This window comes from Variovorax paradoxus, from assembly GCF_009498455.1.
Lineage (GTDB): Bacteria > Pseudomonadota > Gammaproteobacteria > Burkholderiales > Burkholderiaceae_C > Variovorax > Variovorax paradoxus_H.
The window spans coordinates 5,996,088-6,016,952 of the sequence record NZ_CP045644.1 but is presented as its reverse complement, the minus strand read 5'-3'; the positions used below and the strand labels follow the sequence as shown (position 1 = coordinate 6,016,952).

At 69.0% G+C, this 20,865-nt stretch carries 9 protein-coding genes; 3 read left to right on the top strand and 6 right to left on the bottom strand.

Annotated elements, in window-relative coordinates; translation table 11 throughout:
* Positions 1–2: 2 nt before the first annotated feature.
* From GFK26_RS27765 to GFK26_RS27740, 6 genes are all read right to left on the bottom strand, one after another.
* Positions 3–965 carry a DnaJ C-terminal domain-containing protein gene (locus GFK26_RS27765; protein ID WP_153284793.1) on the bottom strand — a complete coding sequence of 321 codons (963 nt, stop codon included), beginning with the start codon at positions 963–965 and terminating at the stop codon, positions 3–5.
* Positions 966–1,016: 51 nt separating this feature from the next.
* On the bottom strand, positions 1,017–1,685 hold the full coding sequence (locus GFK26_RS27760) for a histidine phosphatase family protein (protein WP_153284792.1): 669 nt from the start codon (positions 1,683–1,685) through the stop codon (positions 1,017–1,019).
* Positions 1,686–1,726: 41 nt separating this feature from the next.
* Entirely contained in the window at positions 1,727–2,308 is a 582-nt protein-coding gene (locus tag GFK26_RS27755; RefSeq protein WP_153284791.1) for a glutathione S-transferase family protein, read from the bottom strand.
* A gap of 35 nt (positions 2,309–2,343) precedes the next feature.
* Positions 2,344–2,982 carry a CDP-alcohol phosphatidyltransferase family protein gene (locus tag GFK26_RS27750; protein WP_101493638.1) on the bottom strand — a complete coding sequence of 213 codons (639 nt, stop codon included), beginning with the start codon at positions 2,980–2,982 and terminating at the stop codon, positions 2,344–2,346.
* Between the two features lie 88 nt (positions 2,983–3,070).
* Complete coding sequence (locus tag GFK26_RS27745) at positions 3,071–3,826, bottom strand: glutamine amidotransferase (RefSeq protein WP_153284790.1); 756 nt, start codon at positions 3,824–3,826, stop codon at positions 3,071–3,073.
* 33 nt (positions 3,827–3,859) lie between these two features.
* On the bottom strand, positions 3,860–4,762 hold the full coding sequence (locus tag GFK26_RS27740) for a LysR family transcriptional regulator (protein ID WP_194273969.1): 903 nt from the start codon (positions 4,760–4,762) through the stop codon (positions 3,860–3,862).
* Positions 4,763–4,905: 143 nt separating this feature from the next.
* Here GFK26_RS27740 and GFK26_RS27735 point away from each other — a divergent pair, with 143 nt between their 5' ends.
* The 3 genes from GFK26_RS27735 (at position 4,906) to GFK26_RS27725 (ending at position 20,773) form a co-directional block, all read left to right on the top strand.
* Positions 4,906–6,060 (top strand): CaiB/BaiF CoA transferase family protein, encoded by a 1,155-nt coding sequence (locus GFK26_RS27735; RefSeq protein WP_153284788.1) that lies wholly within the window; start codon positions 4,906–4,908, stop codon positions 6,058–6,060.
* Positions 6,061–6,113: 53 nt separating this feature from the next.
* Entirely contained in the window at positions 6,114–7,085 is a 972-nt protein-coding gene (locus GFK26_RS27730; protein WP_153284787.1) for a Bug family tripartite tricarboxylate transporter substrate binding protein, read from the top strand.
* Between the two features lie 266 nt (positions 7,086–7,351).
* Complete coding sequence (locus GFK26_RS27725) at positions 7,352–20,773, top strand: Ig-like domain-containing protein (protein ID WP_153284786.1); 13,422 nt, start codon at positions 7,352–7,354, stop codon at positions 20,771–20,773.
* The last annotated feature ends 92 nt before the right edge of the window (positions 20,774–20,865 follow it).

Sequence of the window (20,865 nt, the reverse complement as noted above, 5' to 3'; positions counted from 1 at the left end):
GCTCAGACTCCCAGGTGCTGGCGGGGGTTGAACGAGGAGGTCGCCTGCGCGAGTTGCGCGTAAGCGTTGCGTGCGGCCTCGCTGTCGGCGGGCGGCAGCGCGATCTCGAGCAGCAGGTACAGGTCGCCGGGCGTCTTGCCTGCGAAGCCGCGGCCCTTGAGGCGCAGCTTCATGCCGCCGCGTGCGTTGGGCGGCACGGTGACCTCGACCACGCCGCCGGTGGGCGTCGGCACCTGCACCTGCGCGCCCAGCGCGGCTTCGGCGGGGGTGATGGGCAGCGTCATGTACAGGTCGCGCTCTTCCACGCGGTACAGCGTGTGCGGCGCGATGCGCACCTCGAGGTAGAGGTCGCCGGCCGGCTCGCCGCCGTGGCCGGGCATGCCTTGCTCCGCGAGGCGAATGAACTGGCCGGGGTGCACGCCGGGCGGGATCTTCACGGCGAGCGTGCGGTTCTGCCACTGCGGTCGGCCCTGCGCGTCGAGCGTCTGGGCGCGCAGCGTGAGCTCGCGCTCGGCGCCGTTCAGCGCATCTTCGAGCGTGATCTCGATGGCCGCATGGTGGTCTTCGCCGCGTGCGCGGTAGTTCTGCCGCGCGGCCCCGCGCCGCTCGGCGTCGCCGAACATCGACGAGAAGAACTCGCTGAAGTCGGCGTGGTCGGCCGGCCCTTGGCGCGGGCCGCGGTGAAATTCGTAGCCGGTGTCCCAGTCGGGCGGCGGCTCGAAGCTGCCATCGGGCCGGCCACCGCGCGCGACACGGTCGGCCAGCGCGTCGTAGGCGGCGCGCTTCTCCTTGTCGCCGAGCACGTCCTTGGCCTCGTTGATGTCGCGCATGCGCTGCTCGGCGTCGGGCTCCTTGCTGACGTCGGGGTGGTACTTGCGGGCGAGCTTGCGGTAGGCCTTGCGCACCTCGTCGTCGGACGCGGTGCGTTCGACGCCCAGTGCGCTGTAGTAGTCCTTGAATTCCATGGGGGGTGGTGATTCCTTTCAGGACGGCGTACAGAGCAACTGGGGCTTGGCTCAGGCCAGCGCTGCCCCGCCGCCGTCGGCGTGCCGCTGTTGCAGCGGCGTCACGGCCCATGTGGGGCCGGCACGTGAAAAACGCAACGGCTGGGCGTTGCCGAAGATGCTCGCATCGACCGCAACGCCCAGCAGCGCGGCCAGCGCATAGAGCGTGCCGCCGTGCGCCACCACCAGCACCGGCGCGGGCTGTGCGGCGAGCGCGGCGGCGAGCGCTTCGCGCTTGCGGTCGACGAACTGCGCCAGCGTCTCGCCGCCCTCGGGCTCGCAGGCCCAGTCGATGTTCGCCGACGAGGTGCCGATGAGCGCGCCGAAGTTGCGCTCGCGCAGGTTCTCGTGCGCGGAGGGTACGAGGCGCAGGGCGCGTGCCACGGTGTGGGCGGTGTCGAAGGCGCGGCGCGCGTCGCTGCAGACGATGGCGCCGATCGGCTCGCCGGCCAGCAGCTCGGCCGCCAGCACTGCTTGCTGCTCGCCGAGCGCGCTCAGCGGCTCGTCGGGCGCCTGGAACACGCGCAGCGCGTTGCGCCCGGTCTGGCCGTGGCGCAAAAAGTAGAAGTGGTCGCAGGTCGGGGCGAGCAACTGCTCGGCGGCCAGGCGGTTCAGCAGGTCGATGCCAGTGGCGGCATGGGCGGCATGGACGGGGAAGGGGGAAGAGGTGGCCTGGGACATGGCAGTGATTCTGCCGGGGAACGACGACAGGCTGTTTTCCTTCAACCGAACTTCATGCCCTTAGGCCGCGCCTGCAGCCGATGGATGTACGCGTCGAGCTTCGGGCGGTTGGTGCGGCCGCCGAAGGCGCGGTGCCAGATGAGCATCGCGCCGATCATCACGTCGGCCGCGGTGAACTGCGCGCCGAACAGGTAAGGGCCGTCGCCGAGTTCGCGTTCGACGGCGTCCTTGGCGTGCTCGAAATCGGTCCAGCCGCGCGCGCTGTTGTTGCTCTTGATCTTCAGCAGGCTGTCGCCCATGGCGGGCTCGAGCTGCGCGGTCGAATAGACCATGAGCGACAGGTAGCGCCCGCGCTCGGGCGTGCCCACGGCCGGTGCCAGGCGCTGGCCGGGGTACTTCTCGGCGATGTACATGCAGATGGCCGCGTTTTCGAAGATGCGCGTGCGGCCGTCGACCAGCGCGGGCAGCTTGCCCGCGGGGTTGATCTTCAGGAATTCGCGGCGCTTGTGGGCGCGCTCCTTGATGAGGGTGGGCACGATCTCGTAGTCGACCCCGGCCTCGTCGAGCATCCACTTGGCGACCTGCGCACGGCTGTGCGGGTCGAAATACAGCTTCATGGTCATGCGAGGTCTCCTTGGTGCGTTGAGGATGGGGCTCGTCAGAACTTCGGAATGCGGAGCGTCTTGCTGATCATCAGCGTGCCCGAGAGCGCGAACAGCAGCACCAGCGGATGCAGCTGCCACGGGCCGAGCGTCCAGGCGCCGCCCCACAGGTTGGCGCCGAGGGCGCCCTTGGAGGCCGCGTAGGCCAGCACGCCCACGAGCACCACGCTGGTCGGGATCGGCGTGCCTTCGAAGTACTTCACCTTGTCGGCGCCGGCCGAGAGCGCCTCGGCCGTCACGTTGTAGCGTGCGAGCCGGCTCACGCCGCAGCCGACGAAGTAGATGAGCACTGCGCAGTCCCAGCCGCCGTCCAGTCCGGCCGCGAAGCCGAGCGCGGCGGGGAGCACGCCGAAGGAGATCACGTCGGCCAGCGAATCGAGCTCGCGCCCGAGTGCCGACTGCGTCTGGCGCCAGCGGGCGATGCGGCCGTCGAGCACGTCGAAGATGAAGGCCGCGGGGGCGAGCGCCGCGGCCCAGTAGAAGTGGGCGAGCGACTGGCTGCGCATGAAGGCCATCGCGAAGAACACCGCCCCGACGCCGCAGGCCGCGTTGCCGAGCGTGAACACATCGGCCAGATGAAAGCCGCGGATCATCGAGAAATGCTTGCGGGCCGGCGTAGGCGAAGGCGTGGTCATGGGGTGGGGAAAGCTGCGGAAGGAATCGCACCTTAACCCAAGCGCGGCCCGCTTTTTGTAGTCGCGGTCCGACGCCCCGTCGGCGGTGTCAGGCGCTCTGTTGCTGCGCCTGTGCCTTCGCCTCGACGATCCGCGCGAAGCGCCCGAGCAGGCCTGCCGCCGCGCCCGTGGGGCGCACGCCCTCGCGCAGCACCGCGGCATCGAGGCCGTCCGAGGCGAGGTCGCGGGCCAGCAGTTCGATGTAGCCGCCCATGGTCTGCGCGTCGAACTCGGGGTGGAACTGCAGGCCCCAGGCCTGCGTGCCCACGCGGAAGGCATGAACCGGCTCATGCGCGCTGTGGGCCAGCCGCACCGCGCCTTCGGGCAGGCGCAGCGCGCTCTGCCAGTGGATTGCCTGCGCCGGGAACTGCGCGGGCAGGTCACCCAGCAGGGCGTCGTCGCCGGCGGCCGCGTCGAGCGTCACGGTGACCGTGCCGACCTCCGGGCCTTGCGGGTGATGGCCGGCCTCACCGCCGAGCGCGTGTGCCAGCAGCTGGTGGCCGTAGCAAATGCCTAGCACGGGCGTGTCGCGTGCGACCAGCTCGGCGAGCCAGGCGGCCGTGGTTTCGCTCCAGGGCTCGCGGTGCGACACCATCGCGTGCGAGCCGGTGACGACCACGCCGGCCACCTGGCCGGGCGCGGGCAGCGTGTCGCCGCGGCGCGGGTCGACCACGACGAGGGGCAGGGTCTGCGTGCCGAGGCCGTCGGCGATCCAGTGTTCGAAGTCGCCGCGGCCTTCGCGCAGCGCGTCAGGGGTGTCACCGACCTTGACGATGACCAGGGGATACGGGGGCGTGCTGTGCATGGCGTCGATGATGCCGCAGCCGGCGCGCCCAAGTCAGCGTGGGGACGATTCCCGGCGGTGCAGCAGGTCCATGAACGCGCGACCCACCGGCGAGGGCGAACGCCCCGCGCGCGTGACCAGCCCGATGGGCCGCGACATCACCGGACGCTGCAGCGGCACGGTGGTGAGTTCGTCGTTCTGCGACAGCTGCAGCGCGAGCCGGGGCAGGGCGGTGAGCCCCAGCCCGGCCGCGACGAGCGCACCGGCCACGGCCACGCTCGGGTATTCGAGCGCGGGCTGCACCTGCAGGCCGCGCTGCAGAAAGGCGGCGTCGGTGATCGGCCGGATGCTGCTCTGGAAGCTGCTCGCAATGAAGGGCCGCGTCGCGAACACCGACCACGATACCGAGGCGCGCGCGGCCAGCGGGTCGTCGCGCCGGCACAGCAGCACGAAGGGGTCGTCGCGCAGGTGCCGGTAGAGCAAAGGCTCGTGCGGGCCGGGACGCACGCTGAGGCCGAAGTCGGCGCGGCCTTCGTCGACCGCGGCGCGCACCGCGTCGGCCGGCCCTTCGATCAGCGAGAACTGCACCTGCGGGTGCTGCTCGCGAAATTCGGCGATGGCACCGGGCAGCAGCGCCACGCCGGTGGAGGGCAGCGCCGCAATGGTCAGGTGCCCGCTGCGGCCTTCGAGGAACTGCGACAGCTCGCTGAACGAGCTGTTGAAGTTTTCCAGGATGCGCAGCGCAATCGGCAGCAGCTCGCGCCCGGCCGGCGTGAGCTCCACATGGCGCGTGTCGCGGTCGAACAGGCGCGCACCCACCAGGTCTTCGACGATGCGCACCGTGCGGCTCAGCGCCGGCTGCGACACATGCAGGGCCTGCGCGGCGGCGCGGAAGTTGGTCGTCTTCGCGACTTCGACGAAGGCCTCGAGCTGCTGCAGCGTGATATCGACTCGCACGGGCGCGGCTCCTCGGGTGGCGGTGGATTGATCCACTCAAGTTATCACAGATATAGGAATATTGTTCTTCACAGATCAATGCGCGACACCCAGACTGAAGGACTCAAGACAATGGAGACAAGGGGCCCCCGAGCCCCCGTGACATGGACAGCAAAATTCTGGAAGGCATCCGGGTGCTTGAACTCGGGCAGGTGCTGGCGGGGCCCTTCGCGGGCGCGATCCTGGCCGACCTCGGCGCCGACGTGGTGAAGCTCGAACGCATCGAAGGCGGCGACGACGCGCGCCACATGGGCCCGGCATTCCGGCACGGCGACGCGCTCAACTTCCACGTGTTCAACCGCGGCAAGCGCTCGGTCGCCATCGACCTGAAGAGCGACGAAGGCATGGCGGCCTTCGAGGTGCTCGCGGCCGATGCGGACATCCTCATCCACAACCTGCGACCGGGCGTCACGCAGTCGATGGGCGTCGACGGCCCCTCGCTCTGCGCGCGCCATCCGCGGCTCATCTACTGCGAGATCTCTGCCTTCGGCCACACCGGTCCGCTGCGCATGCAGCCGGGCTACGAGCCGCTGATCCAGGCCTTCAGCGGGCTGTCGAGCATCAACGGCGGGCCCGACGATCCGCCGATGCGCACCGGTGCCTCGGTCTGCGACCAGGGCACCGGCATGTGGGCCGTGATCGGTGCATTGGCGCTGCTGCAGCGTCGCCACCTCACGGGCCGGGGCGGCGTGGTGAGCACCTCGCTGCTCGAGACCGCACTGGTCTGGACCGGGCAGAAAGCCGATGCCTACGTCAACGAAGGCCGGCTGCCCGACCGCCACCGCTCGGGCCACCCGGGTTTCGTGCCCTACGAGTCTTTCGATACCGCCGATGCGCCGCTCTTGATCTGCTGCGGCAACGACCGGCTCTTCGCCAAGTTCGCGCACGAACTCGGTCGCGACGACTGGACCACCGACGCGCGCTTTGCGAGCAACCGCCAGCGGCTGCAGCACAAGGCGGCGCTGTTCGAACAGATCGGCCCGCTGCTGCGCGCGCACCCGCGCGCCGACTGGATGGCGCGCTTCACCGCGGCGGGCGTGCCCTGCGCGCCGGTGCACACCGTGCCCGAGGCCGTCGCGCATCCGCAGGTCGAGGCGCTCGGCATGCTGCAACCGGTGCCGGGCGAAGACTTTCGCCTGACCGCGCTGCCGATGTCCATCGACGGCGTGCGCCCCGCGCACCGCGCGGTCGCGCCCCGGCTGGGCGAGCACAACGCGGCGCTCGGTGCGCCGCCGGTGCCGCAGCGCGACGGGGCTTGAGCGACCGCACCGATTTCCCTTTCTAAAAACGACAGACCACCGGAGACAACTTCATGCGCACTTCCATCTTCCGCCTCGGCGCGGTCCTGGCCTTCGCGGCTGCAGCAGCGTCAGCGCCTGCCCATGCGCAGGACTATCCCGCCAAGCCGCTCACCGTCGTCGTGCCCTTCGCGGCCGGCAGCGGCACCGACCAGCAGGCGCGCAGCTTCGCGCAGGCGCTGACCGTCGAATACAAGGTGCCGGTGATCGTGGAGAACCGCGCCGGCGCCAGCGGCTTCCTGGCCGCGCAGTACGTCGCCAAGGCCGCGCCCGACGGCTACACGCTGCTCATGACCACCAACACCACGCACGCTGCCAACGAGCACCTGTACAAGAAGCTGCCCTACGACCCGGTGAAAGACTTCACGCCGGTCGGCCTGCTGTCCAAGGGCCACATGCTGCTGCTGGTGGGCGCCGATTCGCCGATCAAGTCGGTGGCCGACCTCGTGGCGGCGGCGAAGAAGTCGCCGGGCAAGCTCAACTTCGGCAGCGGCAGTTCGTCCAGCCGAGTGGCGAGCGAACTGCTCAAGCAGATGGCGGGCATCGACATGGTGAACGTGCCCTACAAGAGCAACCCGATGGCCATCACCGACCTGCTGGGCGGGCAGGTCGACTTCATGTTCGCCGACGCGCCCACCGCCTTGCCGCACGTCAAGAGCGGCAAGCTGCGCGCGCTGGCCGTGAGCGGCGACAAGCGCCTGGCCGCCGTGCCCGCGCTGCCGACCGTGGCCGAAGCGGGCGTGAAGGGCTACGACATGTCGTACTGGACGGCGGTCTACCTGCCGCCGGGCGCGCCCGCGGCCGTCACGCGCAAGCTCAACGAAATGCTGAACAAGGTGTCGGCCTCGCCCGCCATCGTTGCCTACCAGGCCATCTCCAGCGGCGAAGCTGCCACCGGCACGCCCGAGGCGCTGGCGCAGTTCCAGGCTGCCGAATCGCAGAAGTGGGGCCGCGTGATCCGTGCGGCGGGCATCGAGCCCGAGTGAGCCGCGCGCTGCGGCGCAGTTTTCTTTTCTAAGCCCTGGCGAGTCCCCGACTCGCCGGGGCTTTCTACTTTTGTGCCCGCCGCAAGGGGCTTTGTTCACAGTTTCGCCCTTGGCCTAGTGGTGCGGCTCTGGGTTTCAGACTCGTCCGATGGTCCCGCCCGGGTGTTCTTCCTAGAGTGCTCTATCCCCCGAACCGTGTGATCTGGCGCTGCGTGCGCGCGCGTCGATCCGGTCCCATTTTTTTACCCAGCGAGCACAGGAAACCCATGGCAACGAAGAAGAAGACGAAGGTCGTAGTCAACAGCAACGGCAGGAACATCGATCACACGGTGGACGCCGCAGCGACCGGCAAGGCGCCGCTGAAGATCAAGGTCCAGAAGGGTGCCAAGTACCTGCTCAAGGACGAAGACGGCTTTGCGCCCGAGAACGTGACCCTCACCCGCGTGGGTGCGGACCTGCACATCACGCTCGAAGGCGAGACCAGCCCGAGCCTGGTGCTCGAGGGCTACTACGCGCAGTCCGAGCCCGTGGGCCTGTACGGCGTGGCCGAGGACGGCCAGCTGTATGCGTACACCGGCACCGACGCCACGAGCGAGGTCTTCTCGCTGACCGAAGGCCAGTCGACGGCCGTGGCGCTGGGCGGTGATTCGCTCGGCTCCGGTGTGCCGTACCTGGCGGGTGCCGAAGCCGGCGCCGGCAACGACTTCCTCGGCGGCATGTTCCCGCTGCTGATCACCGGCGGCCTGGCCGCGCTGGGCATGGGCCTGATCGCCGCCAGCAGCGGCAGCGACGGCGATCCCGGATTCGTCGGACCCGTGGCCCCCGAGCCGCAGCCTCCCGGCAAGCCCGGCTTCGACAGCCTGAGCGCGTACGACGACGTCGGCAAGGTGACGGGCCCGATCCCGCACAACGGCAAGACCGACGACACGCGCCCCGATTTCTCGGGCACTGGCGCGACGCCCGGCAACACCATCACGATCTACGACGACGGCACCGAAATCGGCAAGGTCGTCGTGGACCCGAACGGCAACTGGGAGCTCACGCCTTCCAAGGACCTGGATGAAGGCAAGCATTCGATCACCATCACCGAAAGCGACGCCGGCGGCCGCGAAAGCCAGCCCTCCGACCCGCTCGTGTTCGAAGTCGACACCAAGGCCCCGCCCGCACCGGGCTGGAACGGCCAGGGCATCGGCGACGTCATCGACGACGTCGGCACCGTCACCGGCAGCGTGCCTCCGGGCGGCGCCACGGACGACCAGCGTCCCGAGTTCAAGGGTGAAGGCACCCCCGGCAACACCATCAACGTGTACGACGACGAGACGCTGCTGGGCAGCGTCCAGGTGGGCGACGACGGCACATGGACCTTCACGCCGCCGTCCGACCTGATCGAAGGCGGCCACTCCATCACCATCACCGAGAGCGACACGGCGGGCAACGAGAGCCTGCCGTCGAAGCCGTTCGAGTTCGATGTGGACCTGAGCGCGCCGACCCAGCCTGAAGTGGGCGGCGCCATCGACAACGTCGGCGAGATCACCGGCGACATTCCCCCGGGCGGCGTCACCGACGACCGCCAGCCTGAACTGCACGGCAAGGGCGAGCCCGGCGGCACCATCGTCATCGAAGACAACGGCACCGAAATCGGCACCGTCGAAGTGGACGAAGACGGCAACTGGAGCTTCGTTCCGCCTGAAGCGCTGGAAGAAGGCGATCACTCCATCGTCATCGTCGAGCGCGACCCGGCCGGCAACGAGAGCAAGCCCTCCGACCCGTTCGACTTCGTGGTCGACATCACGCCGCCCGACGTCAGCAAGCTGGCCATCACCGGCGTGGCCGACGACGTGGGCGCCATCACGGGCCACATCGCCTCGGGCGGAATCACCGACGACAGCCACCCCGTGATCAGCGGCACCGGCACGGCCGGTGACACCGTCATCGTGAGCGTCAAGGACATCACGGGCGAGCGCGAAATCGGTCGCGCCACCGTCGACGCAGAAGGCAACTGGTCGCTGCAGGTCGACAAGGCGCTGCTGTCGGGCCCCAACGAATTCACCGCCGTCGAAATGGACCCGGCCGGCAACAAGACCGCGCCGAGCGCACCCTACGACGTGACGGTCGACCTGGCGACGCCGCCGGCGCCCGTGATCCAGAACGTGCAGGACGACGTGGGCCCGAGCACGGGCATGCTGCAAAAGGGTGAGCTCACCGACGACGCCCGGCCGACCATCATCGGTACCGCGCAGGCCGGCGCCACCGTGAAGGTGTACGACGGCACGGCGCTGCTGGGCCAGGTCGTGGCCGACGCCACGGGCAAGTGGAGCTTCACGCCCGAGACCGCGCTGGCCGACGGCCGGCATGACATCACCGCCACGGCCACCAGCACCGTGGGCCAGACCAGCAAGCCCACCGGCGTGTGGCACTTCGTGGTGGACGCCACGGCGCCGGGCCAGGTCACCGACTTCGACGTCACCGACGACGTCGGCGGCACGGTGGGCAAGCTCACCGAAGGCATGACCACCGACGACGACCGTCCGACCTTCAGCGGCAAGGCCGAGCCGGGCGCGACCGTGACCGTGTACGACAACGGCGAGAAGATCGGCGAAGCGCTGGTTGCGCCCGACGGCAACTGGAGCTTCACGCCCAGCAAGCCGCTGCCCAGTGGCGACCATGCGTTCACCACCGAGGTGACCGACGCCGCCGGCAATTCCAGCGGCCCGAGCGATCCGCTGAACGTGATCGTGGACGCCATTCCCGGCGTGGTGGTCATCACCGCGCTGGTGGACGACCAGGGCGCGATCAAGGGCGACATTGCACGGGACAGCGTCACCGACGACACCCGCCCCGAGATCCTGGGCACCGGCAAGGCCGGCAGCACCATCAAGGTCTACGACGGCGAGACCCTGCTGGGCGAGACCGTGGTCAAGGCCGACGGCACGTGGCGCTTCACGCCCACGGCCGACCTGGGCCAGGGCGAGCACAAGATCACCGCCACGGCCACCGACCTGGCAGGCAACACGAGCCCGGCGACCGACGTCTACAGCTTCACCGTCGACACCGTGGCACCGGGTGCGCCGAGCATCGACGCAGCCGAAGACGACGTGGGCGCCAGGCAGGGCGCGCTGGCCAATGGCGGCGTGACGGACGACCCGTCGCCCACGCTGTCGGGCAAGGCCGAAGCCGGCAGCACCGTCACCGTGTACGACAACGGCAAGCTGCTGGGCACGGCCACGGCCGACGCCGCCGGCCACTGGGCCTACACCCCCACCACGCCGCTGGCCGAAGGCGAGCACAGCTTCACCGTCACCGCCACCGACAAGGCAGGCAACACCGGCGCGCCTTCGGGCGAGTTCGTGCTGACCACCGACTACACCCCGCCGGACGCCGGCAAGCTGGCCATCACCGGCGTGGAAGACGACGTGGGCAACGTCCTGGGCAACATTGCGTCGGGCGGGACCACCGACGACAGCAGCCCCGTGATCCACGGCACCGGCACGGCCGGCAACACCGTCATCGTGATGATCAAGGACGGGCTGGGCGAGCGTGAGCTCGGCCGCGCCACCGTGGGCGAAGACGGCACCTGGTCGCTGGAGCCGGCGCACCCGCTGATGTCCGGCAGCAACGCCTTCACCGCCGTCGAGATGGACGCCGCCGGCAACCAGACCGCGCCGAGCGCATCGTACGAAGTGACCGTCGACTCGACCCAGCCGCCGGTCCCCGTGATCGAGAACGTGCAGGACGACGTGGGCCCGAGCAAGGGCATGCTGCAAAAGAACGAGCTCACCGACGACGCCCGCCCGACCATCATCGGCACGGCGCAGCGCGGCAGCACCGTGACGCTGTACGACAAGGGCGTGGAAATCGGCAAGGTGGCGGTCGACGCCTCGGGCAAGTGGAGCTTCACGCCTGAAACCCCGCTGGCCGACGGCACGCACGACATCACCGCCACGGCCAGCAACACCGTGGGCCAGACCAGCGAACCCACCGGCGTCTGGAGCTTCGCCGTCGACACCCAGCCTCCCGGCAAGGTCACGGACCTGGAAGTGCTCGACAACGCAGGCGACAAGACCGGTGCGCTGGTCAGCGGCGACATCACCGACGACAACACGCCCACCTTCAACGGCAAGGCCGAGCCCGGCAGCACCGTGAACGTGTACGACAACGGCACGCTGCTCGGCACCGCGCCGGTCGACCCCAACGGCAACTGGACCTTCACGCCCGGCACGCCGCTGCCGGACGGCGCGCACAGCTTCACCACCGAGGTCATCGACCCGGCGGGCAACGGCAGCGGCACGAGCGATCCGCTGAACGTGACCGTGAACACCAAGGACCTGCTGGTGTCGATCGACACGCTGCTCGACGACCAGGGCGCGATCAAGGGCGCCATCGCCCCCGAGGGCGTCACCGACGACACGCGTCCCGAGATCAAGGGCACGGGCAAGGTCGACAGCACCATCCATGTGTACGACGGCGAAGGTGAAGGCAAGACCCTGCTGGGCACCGCGCTGGTCGGTGCGGACGGCAAGTGGAGCTTCACGCCCGCGGCCGACCTGGGCCAGGGCGAGCACAAGATCACCGCCACGGCCACCGACCTGAGCGGCAACGTGAGCAAGCCCACGCCCGTGGTCGGCTTCACCGTGGACACCGCCGCACCGACGGTTCCGAGCATCGAGGCCGCCGCCGACGACGTGGGCGCCAAGCAAGGCGCACTGGTCAACGGCGGCGTGACGGACGACCCCTCGCCCACGCTGTCGGGCAAGGCCGAAGCGAACAGCACGGTCACCGTGTACGACAACGGCAAGCTGCTGGGCACGGCCACGGCCGACGCCGCCGGCAATTGGGCCTACACCCCGACCACGCCGCTGAACGAGGGCAAGCACGGCTTCACCGTCACCGCCACCGACCAGGCCGGCAACACGAGCGCGCCTTCGGCCGAGTTCGTGCTGACCACCGACTTCACGCCGCCCGCAGCCTCGGGCGCGGTGCTCAGCGACAACGTGGGCGCGATCCAGGGCCCCATCGCCAGCGGCAGCATCACCGACGACGACACCCCCACCTACGCCGGCAAGACCGAGCCGAACGCCACCGTCGTCATCTACGACGGCGCGAAGGAAATCGGCCGCGTGCCGACCGACGCCGAAGGCAACTGGAGCTTCACGCCGGCCCCGCTGGACGACGGCAGCTACAGCTTCAGCCATGCCGTGATCGACGCCGCCGGCAATGCCGGCGCGCGCGGCCCGGTGACCGACTTCACGGTCGCGGGTGAACCCGTGGTCATCCGCATCGATGGCGCGAGCGACGACGTCGGCAAGATCACCGGTGCCATCGCCAAGGGCGGTGTCACCGACGACGCCACCCCGACGCTGACGGGCAAGGCCACTGCCGGCGGCACCGTCAAGGTGTACGACGGCGCCACCTTGCTGGGCCAGACCACGGCCGACGCCAACGGCAACTGGACCTTCACGCCGGGCGCCGCCCTGGGCGAAGGCCTGCACACCCTGAGCGCCACCGTGACCACGCCGGCCAATGGCGAGAGCGCCAAGACCGAGGTCTTCGACCTGACCGTGGACCTGAGCGCGCCCTCGAAGCCCGCCATCGACGCGGTCAGCGACAACGTGGGCGCCATCCAGGGGCCCATCATCAACGGCGGTATCACCGACGACGCCACCCCGACGCTGTCGGGCAAGGGCGAACCCGGCACCACCGTGCACGTGTACGACAACGGCAGCCCGCTGGGCACCGCCGACGTCGACAGCCAGGGCAACTGGAGCTTCACGCCGGCCCCGCCGCTGGCCGTCGGCGAGCACAGCTTCGTTGTGGTCAACGAAGACAAGGCCGGCAACCTCAGCGAGCCTTCGGCGCCGCACACCGTCACCGTCGACACGTCGCCGTGGCCCGGCCAACCGACCATCGACACGGTGTACGACGACCAGGGCACCGTCAAGGGCAACCTGGCCCAGGGCGACACCACCGACGACGCCAAGCCGATGCTCGGCGGCAAGTCCGAGCCGAACAGCGTCGTGATCGTCAAGGACGGCGGCATCGAGATCGGCCGCGCGCCGGTCGATGCCGACGGCAACTGGCGCTTCGAGCCGTCGCTGCCGCTGGGCAACGGCGCGCACAGCATCACCGTGACGGCGGTTGACGCCGCCGGCAACGTGGGAAGCACCTCGGACGGCTTTGGCTTCACCGTGATCGGCGGCGGCGCTCCTGCCGTGCCGGCCATCACGGCCGTGAAGGACGACGTGGGTGACATCAAGGGCAACCTGCAGAAGGAAGCCGTCACCGACGACGCCACGCCGACCATCGAAGGCACTGCCGAAATCGGCGCCACCGTCTCGCTGTTCAGCAACGGCAAGCTGCTGGGCACCGTGGTGGCCGACGCGTCGGGCAACTGGAGCTTCACGCCTTCGCTCGGCCTGGCCGACGGCCTGCACAACATCACCGCCACCGCGACCAACGCGGCGGGCAACCCGAGCCCGGAGACCGGCAAGTACCCGATCACCGTCGACACCGTGGCGCCGGGCGCTTCCAGCGCCGTGTTGAGCGACGACGTGGGCAACATCAAGGGCCCGATTGCCAGCGGCGACACCACCGACGACAGCACCCCCACGTTCAGCGGCAAGACCGAGCCGAACGCCACCGTCGTCGTCTACGACGACGGCAAGGAAATCGGCCGCGTGCCGGCCGATGCCCAGGGCAACTGGAGCTTCACGCCGAGCACCCCGCTGGTGGACGGCGAGCACAGCTTCAGCAACGCCGTGATCGACCCGGCCGGCAATGCCGGCGAGAAGAGTGCGGCCATCGACTTCACGGTCAACACCGTGGGCGTCACCGTCACCCTGGACGGCGCGAGCGACAACGTGGGCAAGATCGTGGGCGCCATCGCCAAGGGCGGCATCACCGACGATGCCACCCCGACCCTCGCGGGCAAGGCCACCGCAGGCGGCACCGTCAAGATCTACGACGGCGCCACGCTGCTGGGCCAGACCACGGCCGATGCCAGCGGCAACTGGACCTTCACGCCGGGCGCCGCCCTGGGTCAAGGCCTGCACACCCTGAGCGCCACCGTGACCACAGAGGCCACCGGCGAGAGCGCGAAGACCGAGGCGTTCGACCTGACCGTGGACCTGAGCGCGCCTTCCACGCCCGCCATCGACGCGGTCAGCGACGACGTGGGCGCCATCAAGGGCCCGATCGCCAACGGCGACTCGACCGACGACACCACTCCGACGGTGTCGGGCAAGGGCGAGCCGGGCAGCACCGTGCACGTGTATGACAACGGCAGCCTGCTGGGCAGCGTCGACGTCGACAGCCAGGGCAACTGGAACTTCACGCCGACCACGCCGCTGAACAACGGCGAGCACAGCTTCACCGTCGTCAACGAAGACAAGGCCGGCAACCTGAGCGCGCCTTCGCAGCCGCACGTGGTGGTCGTGGACACGGTGGCCCCGGGCCAGCCGACCATCGACACGGTGTACGACGACCAGGGCGCCGTCCAGGGCAACCTGGCCCCGGGCGCGACCACCGACGACGCCAAGCCGCTCATCAGCGGCAAGGCCGAGCCGAACAGCACCGTCGTCATCAAGGACGGCGCCATCGAGCTGGGCCGTGCGCCCGTCGACGCCAACGGCAACTGGAGCTTCGAGCCGTCGCTGCCGCTGGGCAACGGCGCGCACAGCATCACCGTGACGGCGGTTGACATCGCCGGCAACGTGGGGAGCACCTCGGACGGCTTCGGCTTCGAAGTGATCGGCGGCGGCGCACCCGCCGTGCCGGCCATCACGGCCGTGAAGGACGATGTGGGCGACATCAAGGGCAACCTGCAGAAGGAAGCCGTCACCGACGACGCTACACCGACCATCGAAGGCACTGCCGAAATCGGCGCCACCGTCTCGCTGTTCAGCAACGGCAAGCTGCTGGGCACCGTCGTGGCCGACGCTTCGGGCAACTGGAGCTTCACGCCTTCGCTCGGCCTGGTCGACGGCCTGCACAACATCACCGCCACCGCGACCAACGCGGCGGGCAACCCGAGCCCGGAGACCGGCAAGTACCCGATCACCGTGGACACCGTGGCGCCGGGCGCCTCCAGCGCCGTGTTGAGCGACGACGTGGGCAACATCAAGGGCCCGATCGCCAGCGGTGACATCACCGACGACAGCACTCCCACGTTCAGCGGCAAGACCGAGCCGAACGCCACCGTCGTCATCTACGACGACGGCAAGGAAATCGGCCGCGTGCCGGCCGACGCACAAGGCAACTGGAGCTTCACGCCGAGCACCCCGCTGGTGGACGGCGAGCACAGCTTCAGCAACGCCGTGATCGACCCGGCCGGCAATGCCGGCGAGAAGAGTGCGGCCATCGACTTCACGGTCAACACCGTGGGCGTCACCGTCACCCTGGACGGCGCGAGCGACAACGTGGGCAAGATCGTGGGCGCCATCGCCAAGGGCGGCATCACCGACGACGCCACCCCGACCCTCGCGGGCAAGGCCACCGCCGGCGGCACCGTCAAGATCTACGACGGCGCCACCTTGCTGGGCCAGACCACGGCCGATGCCAATGGCAACTGGACCTTCACGCCGGGCGCCGCCCTGGGCGAAGGCCTGCACACCCTGAGCGCCACCGTGACCACCGAGGCCACCGGCGAGAGCGCGAAGACCGAGGCGTTCGACCTGACCGTGGACCTGAGCGCGCCTTCCACGCCCGCCATCGACGCGGTCAGCGACGACGTGGGCGCCATCAAGGGCCCGATCGCCAACGGCGGCTCGACCGACGACACCACGCCGACGGTGTCGGGCAAGGGCGAGCCGGGCAGCACCGTGCACGTGTACGACAACGGCAGCCTGCTGGGCACCGCCGACGTCGACAGCAAGGGCGACTGGAACTTCACGCCGACCACGCCGCTGAACAACGGCGAGCACAGCTTCACCGTCGTCAACGAAGACGAGGCAGGCAACCTGAGTGCGCCTTCGCAGCCGCACGTGGTGGTCGTGGACACGGTGGCCCCGGGCCAGCCGACCATCGACACCGTGTACGACGACCAGGGCGCCGTCAAGGGCAACCTGGCCCCGGGCGCGACCACCGACGACGCCAAGCCGCTCATCAGCGGCAAGGCCGAGCCGAACAGCACCGTCGTCATCAAGGACGGCGCCATCGAGCTGGGCCGTGCGCCCGTCGACGCCAACGGCAACTGGAGCTTCGAGCCGCCACTGCCGCTGGGCAGCGGCCTGCACAACCTGACGGCCACCGCCGTGGACGCCGCCGGCAACACCGGCGCGGCCTCGGACGGCTTCGGCTTCAAGGTGATCGGCGACGAGAACCCGCAGCCGCCGACCATCGTGTCGGTGAACGACAACGTGGGCGCCATCGTGGGCGACCTGCAGAAGAACGCCGTGACCGACGACGCCACCCCGACCGTGTCGGGCACCGGTGAAGTGGGCGCGACCATCAAGGTGTACAGCAACGACGTGCTGCTCGGCACCACCCTCGTGCAGGGCGACGGCACCTGGGTCTTCACCCCGCCGGCCGCGCTGGCCGAAGGCCTGAACAACCTGACGGCGACGGCGACCAACCTGGCGGGCAACACCAGCCCGCAGACGGGCGTGTACGCCATCACCGTGGACACCATCGCGCCGACGGCGGGCACGGCCGTGCTGAACGACGACGCCGGCACCATCACCGGCCCGATCGCCAGCGGCAGCAAGACCGACGACAGCACCCCGACCTACACGGGCAAGACCGAGCCGAACGCCACCGTGGTCGTCTACGACCACGGCAGCGAAATCGGCCGCGTGCAGGCCAATGCCGCGGGCGACTGGAGCTTCACGCCGACCACGCCGCTGGTGGACGGCGCGCACGACTTCGCGCATGCCGTCATCGACGTGGCGGGCAACCTGGGCGTCCAGAGCCCGGCCATCGACTTCACGCTGGACACCCGCGATGTCACGGTGTCCATCACCGGCGCCGAGGACAACACGGGCACCGTCACCGGCGCCATCGCCAAGGGCGGCGTCACCGACGACACCACCCCGACGCTCACGGGCAAGGCCACCCCCGGCGGCACCGTCAAGATCTACGACGGCAGCATCCAGCTGGGATCGTCCGAGGTCGATGCCGGCGGCAACTGGAGCTTCACGCCGGCCACGCCGCTGCGCGACGGCCTGTACAACCTGAGCGCCACCGTGACCACGGCGACCAGCAGCGAGAGCGCCAAGACCCCGGTCTTCGACCTGACGGTGGACACGCAGGCTCCGGCCAAGCCGACCATCGAGAAGGTGGAAGACGACGTGGGCGACATCCGCGGGCCGGTGGCCCACGGCGCATCGACCGACGACTTCACCCCGACCCTGTCGGGCAAGGCCGAGGCGAACAGCACCGTGTCCATCTACAGCGACGGCGGCAACCTGCTGGGCAAGGTCGCGGCCGACGCTTCGGGCAACTGGAGCTTCACGACCACGCAGCTCAACAGCGGCACCTACAACTTCACCGTGGTGAGCGAGGACAAGGCGGGCAACCGCAGCGAGCCCTCGAACCCGTGGCAGGTGACGGTCGACCTGACGCCGCCGGCCGCGCCGACCATCGTGTCGGTGGCCGACGACGTGGGCCCCTTCACGACCGACGTGACCCCAGGCGGCCTTACCGACGACGCCAAGCCCGAGTTCAAGGGCAAGGCCGAGGCGGGCAGCACCGTGAAGGTGTACGACGGCGCCACCCTGCTGGGCTCGGCGGTGGCCGACGCCGGCGGCAACTGGACGTTCACGCCGGGCACGGCGCTGGGCGACGGCACGCACACCGTCACCGTCACCGCGACGGATGCGGCGGGCAACACCAGTGCGCCGTCCGCGTCGTTCGGCTTCACGGTGGACGCCACCGCGCCGGCCAAACCGACCATCGTGTCGGTGGCCGACGACGTGGGCGGCATCGTCGGCAACCTGACCAGCGGCAGCGCCGTCCCCACCGACGACACCCAGCCCGACTTCGAGGGCAAGGCCGAGGCCAACAGCACCGTGGTCATCTATGACAACGGCGTGGAGATCGATCGCGTGGCGGCTGATGCTTCGGGCAACTGGACGTACACGCCGGCCCCGGGGCTGATCAACGGCGCGCACAGCATCACCGTGGCCGCCATCGACAAGGCGGGCAACATCGGTGCGGCGTCGGATGCGTTCGACTTCACCGTGTCGACGACGCCACCACCCAAGCCGGTCATCGTGATGGTGATGGACGACGTGGGCAGCGTGACGGGCGAGATGTACAGCGGCGACGTCACCGACGACACCCGGCCCGTCGTGACGGGCAAGGCCGAGGCGAACAGCACCATCGTCGTTTACGACAACGGCGTGGAAGTGACGCGCGTGCAGTCCGATGCCTTGGGCAACTGGACCTACACGCCAACTGCGCCGCTGGCCGACGGCGGCCACAGCATCAGTGCGGTGGCGGTGAACAAGGCGGGCACGGCCAGCGTGTCGTCGTCGGCGTTCGGCTTCACCGTGGACACCACGGCGCCGACGCAGACGGCCACGGTTTCCGACATCGGCAAGGACAGCGGGTTCAGCGGTGCCGACTATCTGACCAACGACGGCGGTGCAGGGCGTTTGCTGCAGGGCAACCTGTCGGCGGTGCTCGCCAAGGGCGAGAGCTTGCAGGTGTCGACCGACGGCGGCACCACCTGGAAGGCCGCCTTCGTGGACGGCGCCAAGTGGAGTGCGCAGGATGACGGCAGCCATACCGGTAACTGGACCGTGCAGACGCGCGTGGTGGATGAGACAGGCAACGTGGGCACCGCCAAGTCGCAGGCGATTGCGTTGGATACTGTGGCGCCCAATGCGCCGCAGAGCGTGACCGTGGATACGAGAACTTCCAAGGCCACGGTGAAGTTGGCCGATCTGGCTCTGAAAGTTGGCGACGCATTGGATGTCGTTTCCAACGGAAAGCACCTGCAATACACACTGACGCAAGCGAACATCGATGCGCAAAGCGTGACTTTGACTTTGCCTGCGGGTATGACGAACGGCGTTGTGGTGGGTGTCGTCGATCAGGCGGGGAATGTGTCGGGTTACCGTACAACCGTTCCGCTTGGTTCGGAGACCCTCGCCTTCAATGTGGCGCCGGTAGTAACGACGACGCCTTCGGGAATCTATTTGGATAACAGTTCCGTCAAGGTTGTTAGCGCAACTTCGATCTCATACATGGATTACTACCACGGTATGTCAGGCGGGGGCCTCTGGGTTGGTGCCAATGAGGTCCACTACCGCACGGACTTCTTGTTGGATCAGCCAGCCTCTCAGATCCAGTTCAGGTTCTTCGCCGAAAGCTCTCTCAATCCAATCTACGTGGCGTTCTTCGATGCCGAAGGTGTCGAAATAGGTAGGTCGAACTTTCCGGGGAACGGCACGATGGATTACTCGGGTGCAGTGAACTTTACGGCGCCCGCTGGGAAAGCAATCTCAAGTTTCTCCTATGTCACACCAGAAGCGGACGGAGCCGGAACACTCATTGATGATCTGGTCATCACTCGGCCTGGTGGAGTGAGTCAGGTGCTTCCACCAGAGAAAGTGCAAGACATCAGGGCCGATTCGAAAACTTACTATGGCGGCGAAGATGCCACTTCGTTCAACTTGGCCAATGTGGTCGACCTGACTGCAACGGGAGGTGGGATTCATGGCGGCAAGGCCCTGGACACCCTGAAACTGACCGGCGCCAACCAGACGCTGGACCTCACCGCACTCGGCAGCAAGATCAGTTCGGTCGAAGTCATCGACCTCACCGGCACGGGCAACAACACGCTCAAGCTGTCGCTGGCCGACGTGATGGAGAACGGCGCCAAGGACCAGTTCGTGGCTGACGGCCGCGTGCAGATGATGGTCAAGGGCAATGCCGGCGACAAGGTGACGCTGAGCGACCTGCTGTCCAACGGCACCGACCCGGGCGACTGGGTCAAGGGCGCGAACGTGACGGTCTCGGGCGTGGTCTACGAGGTGTATGCGCACTCGGGCTTCGGCGCCGAACTGCTCGTGCAGCAGGGTGTGGCGGTCACGTTGCAGAACACGGCGGCCAGCACCTTCAGCAGCACCGGCCTCGAAGCCGATGCGGTGGCGGTGGACGCGCATTCGGGCTACGGCGCCGACGTGCTCAGCCACGCGACGCAGGCGTTCACCGAGAGCGACGACACGATCATCGCGAGACTCGGCTACGCAGACCGACTGGCAGGGGGCGCCGGCAACGACGTTCTTTCGAATGTCGGCACGGGCGACGTGGCGCACGGCGGCGTGGGCGACGACACCGTTCGCATCCTGAGCGGCGACTTCGAACGCATCGATGGCGGCCTGGGCACCGACACCCTGGTGATGGATGGCAAGTCGATGCACATCGACCTGTCGGCCCTCGGCCTGGCGAAGGTGCAGGGCTTCGAGAAGTTCGACCTCGGCGCAGGCGGCAACACGCTGGCGCTGAGCGCGGCGGACGTGCTGGCCGGCGGTGCGCGTGACATGGTCACGGCCGACGGCAAGGTGCAGATGCTGGTCAACGGCGCCAACGGCGACGTCGACCTGCTCGGCGGCCAGGCCGGCGACGACGGCTGGATGCAGGGCAGCAACGCCACGGTGGGCGGTGTGACGTACAGCGTCTACACCAACCTGGCCGGCACGGCCGAGCTGCTGATCGAGGACAAGGTCCACGTGACCATCCTCTAAGCGAGCCTGCAGGCCCGCAAGGCGGCGCGCCCCCCGCGCCGCCCAAGACGCGACAGCCGCCTGGTGCGGCTGTCGCGCGTTGCCGTGGGGTT

Excerpts from the sequence above, each read along its gene's own strand:
- GFK26_RS27765 (WP_153284793.1), bottom strand. The coding sequence starts at position 965 with ATGGAATTCAAGGACTACTACAGCGCACTGGGCGTCGAACGCACCGCG.
- GFK26_RS27760 (WP_153284792.1), bottom strand. The coding sequence starts at position 1,685 with ATGTCCCAGGCCACCTCTTCCCCCTTCCCCGTCCATGCCGCCCATGCC.
- GFK26_RS27755 (WP_153284791.1), bottom strand. The coding sequence starts at position 2,308 with ATGACCATGAAGCTGTATTTCGACCCGCACAGCCGTGCGCAGGTCGCC.
- GFK26_RS27750 (WP_101493638.1), bottom strand. The coding sequence starts at position 2,982 with ATGACCACGCCTTCGCCTACGCCGGCCCGCAAGCATTTCTCGATGATC.
- GFK26_RS27745 (WP_153284790.1), bottom strand. The coding sequence starts at position 3,826 with ATGCACAGCACGCCCCCGTATCCCCTGGTCATCGTCAAGGTCGGTGAC.
- GFK26_RS27735 (WP_153284788.1), top strand. The coding sequence starts at position 4,906 with ATGGACAGCAAAATTCTGGAAGGCATCCGGGTGCTTGAACTCGGGCAG.
- GFK26_RS27730 (WP_153284787.1), top strand. The coding sequence starts at position 6,114 with ATGCGCACTTCCATCTTCCGCCTCGGCGCGGTCCTGGCCTTCGCGGCT.
- GFK26_RS27725 (WP_153284786.1), top strand. The coding sequence starts at position 7,352 with ATGGCAACGAAGAAGAAGACGAAGGTCGTAGTCAACAGCAACGGCAGG.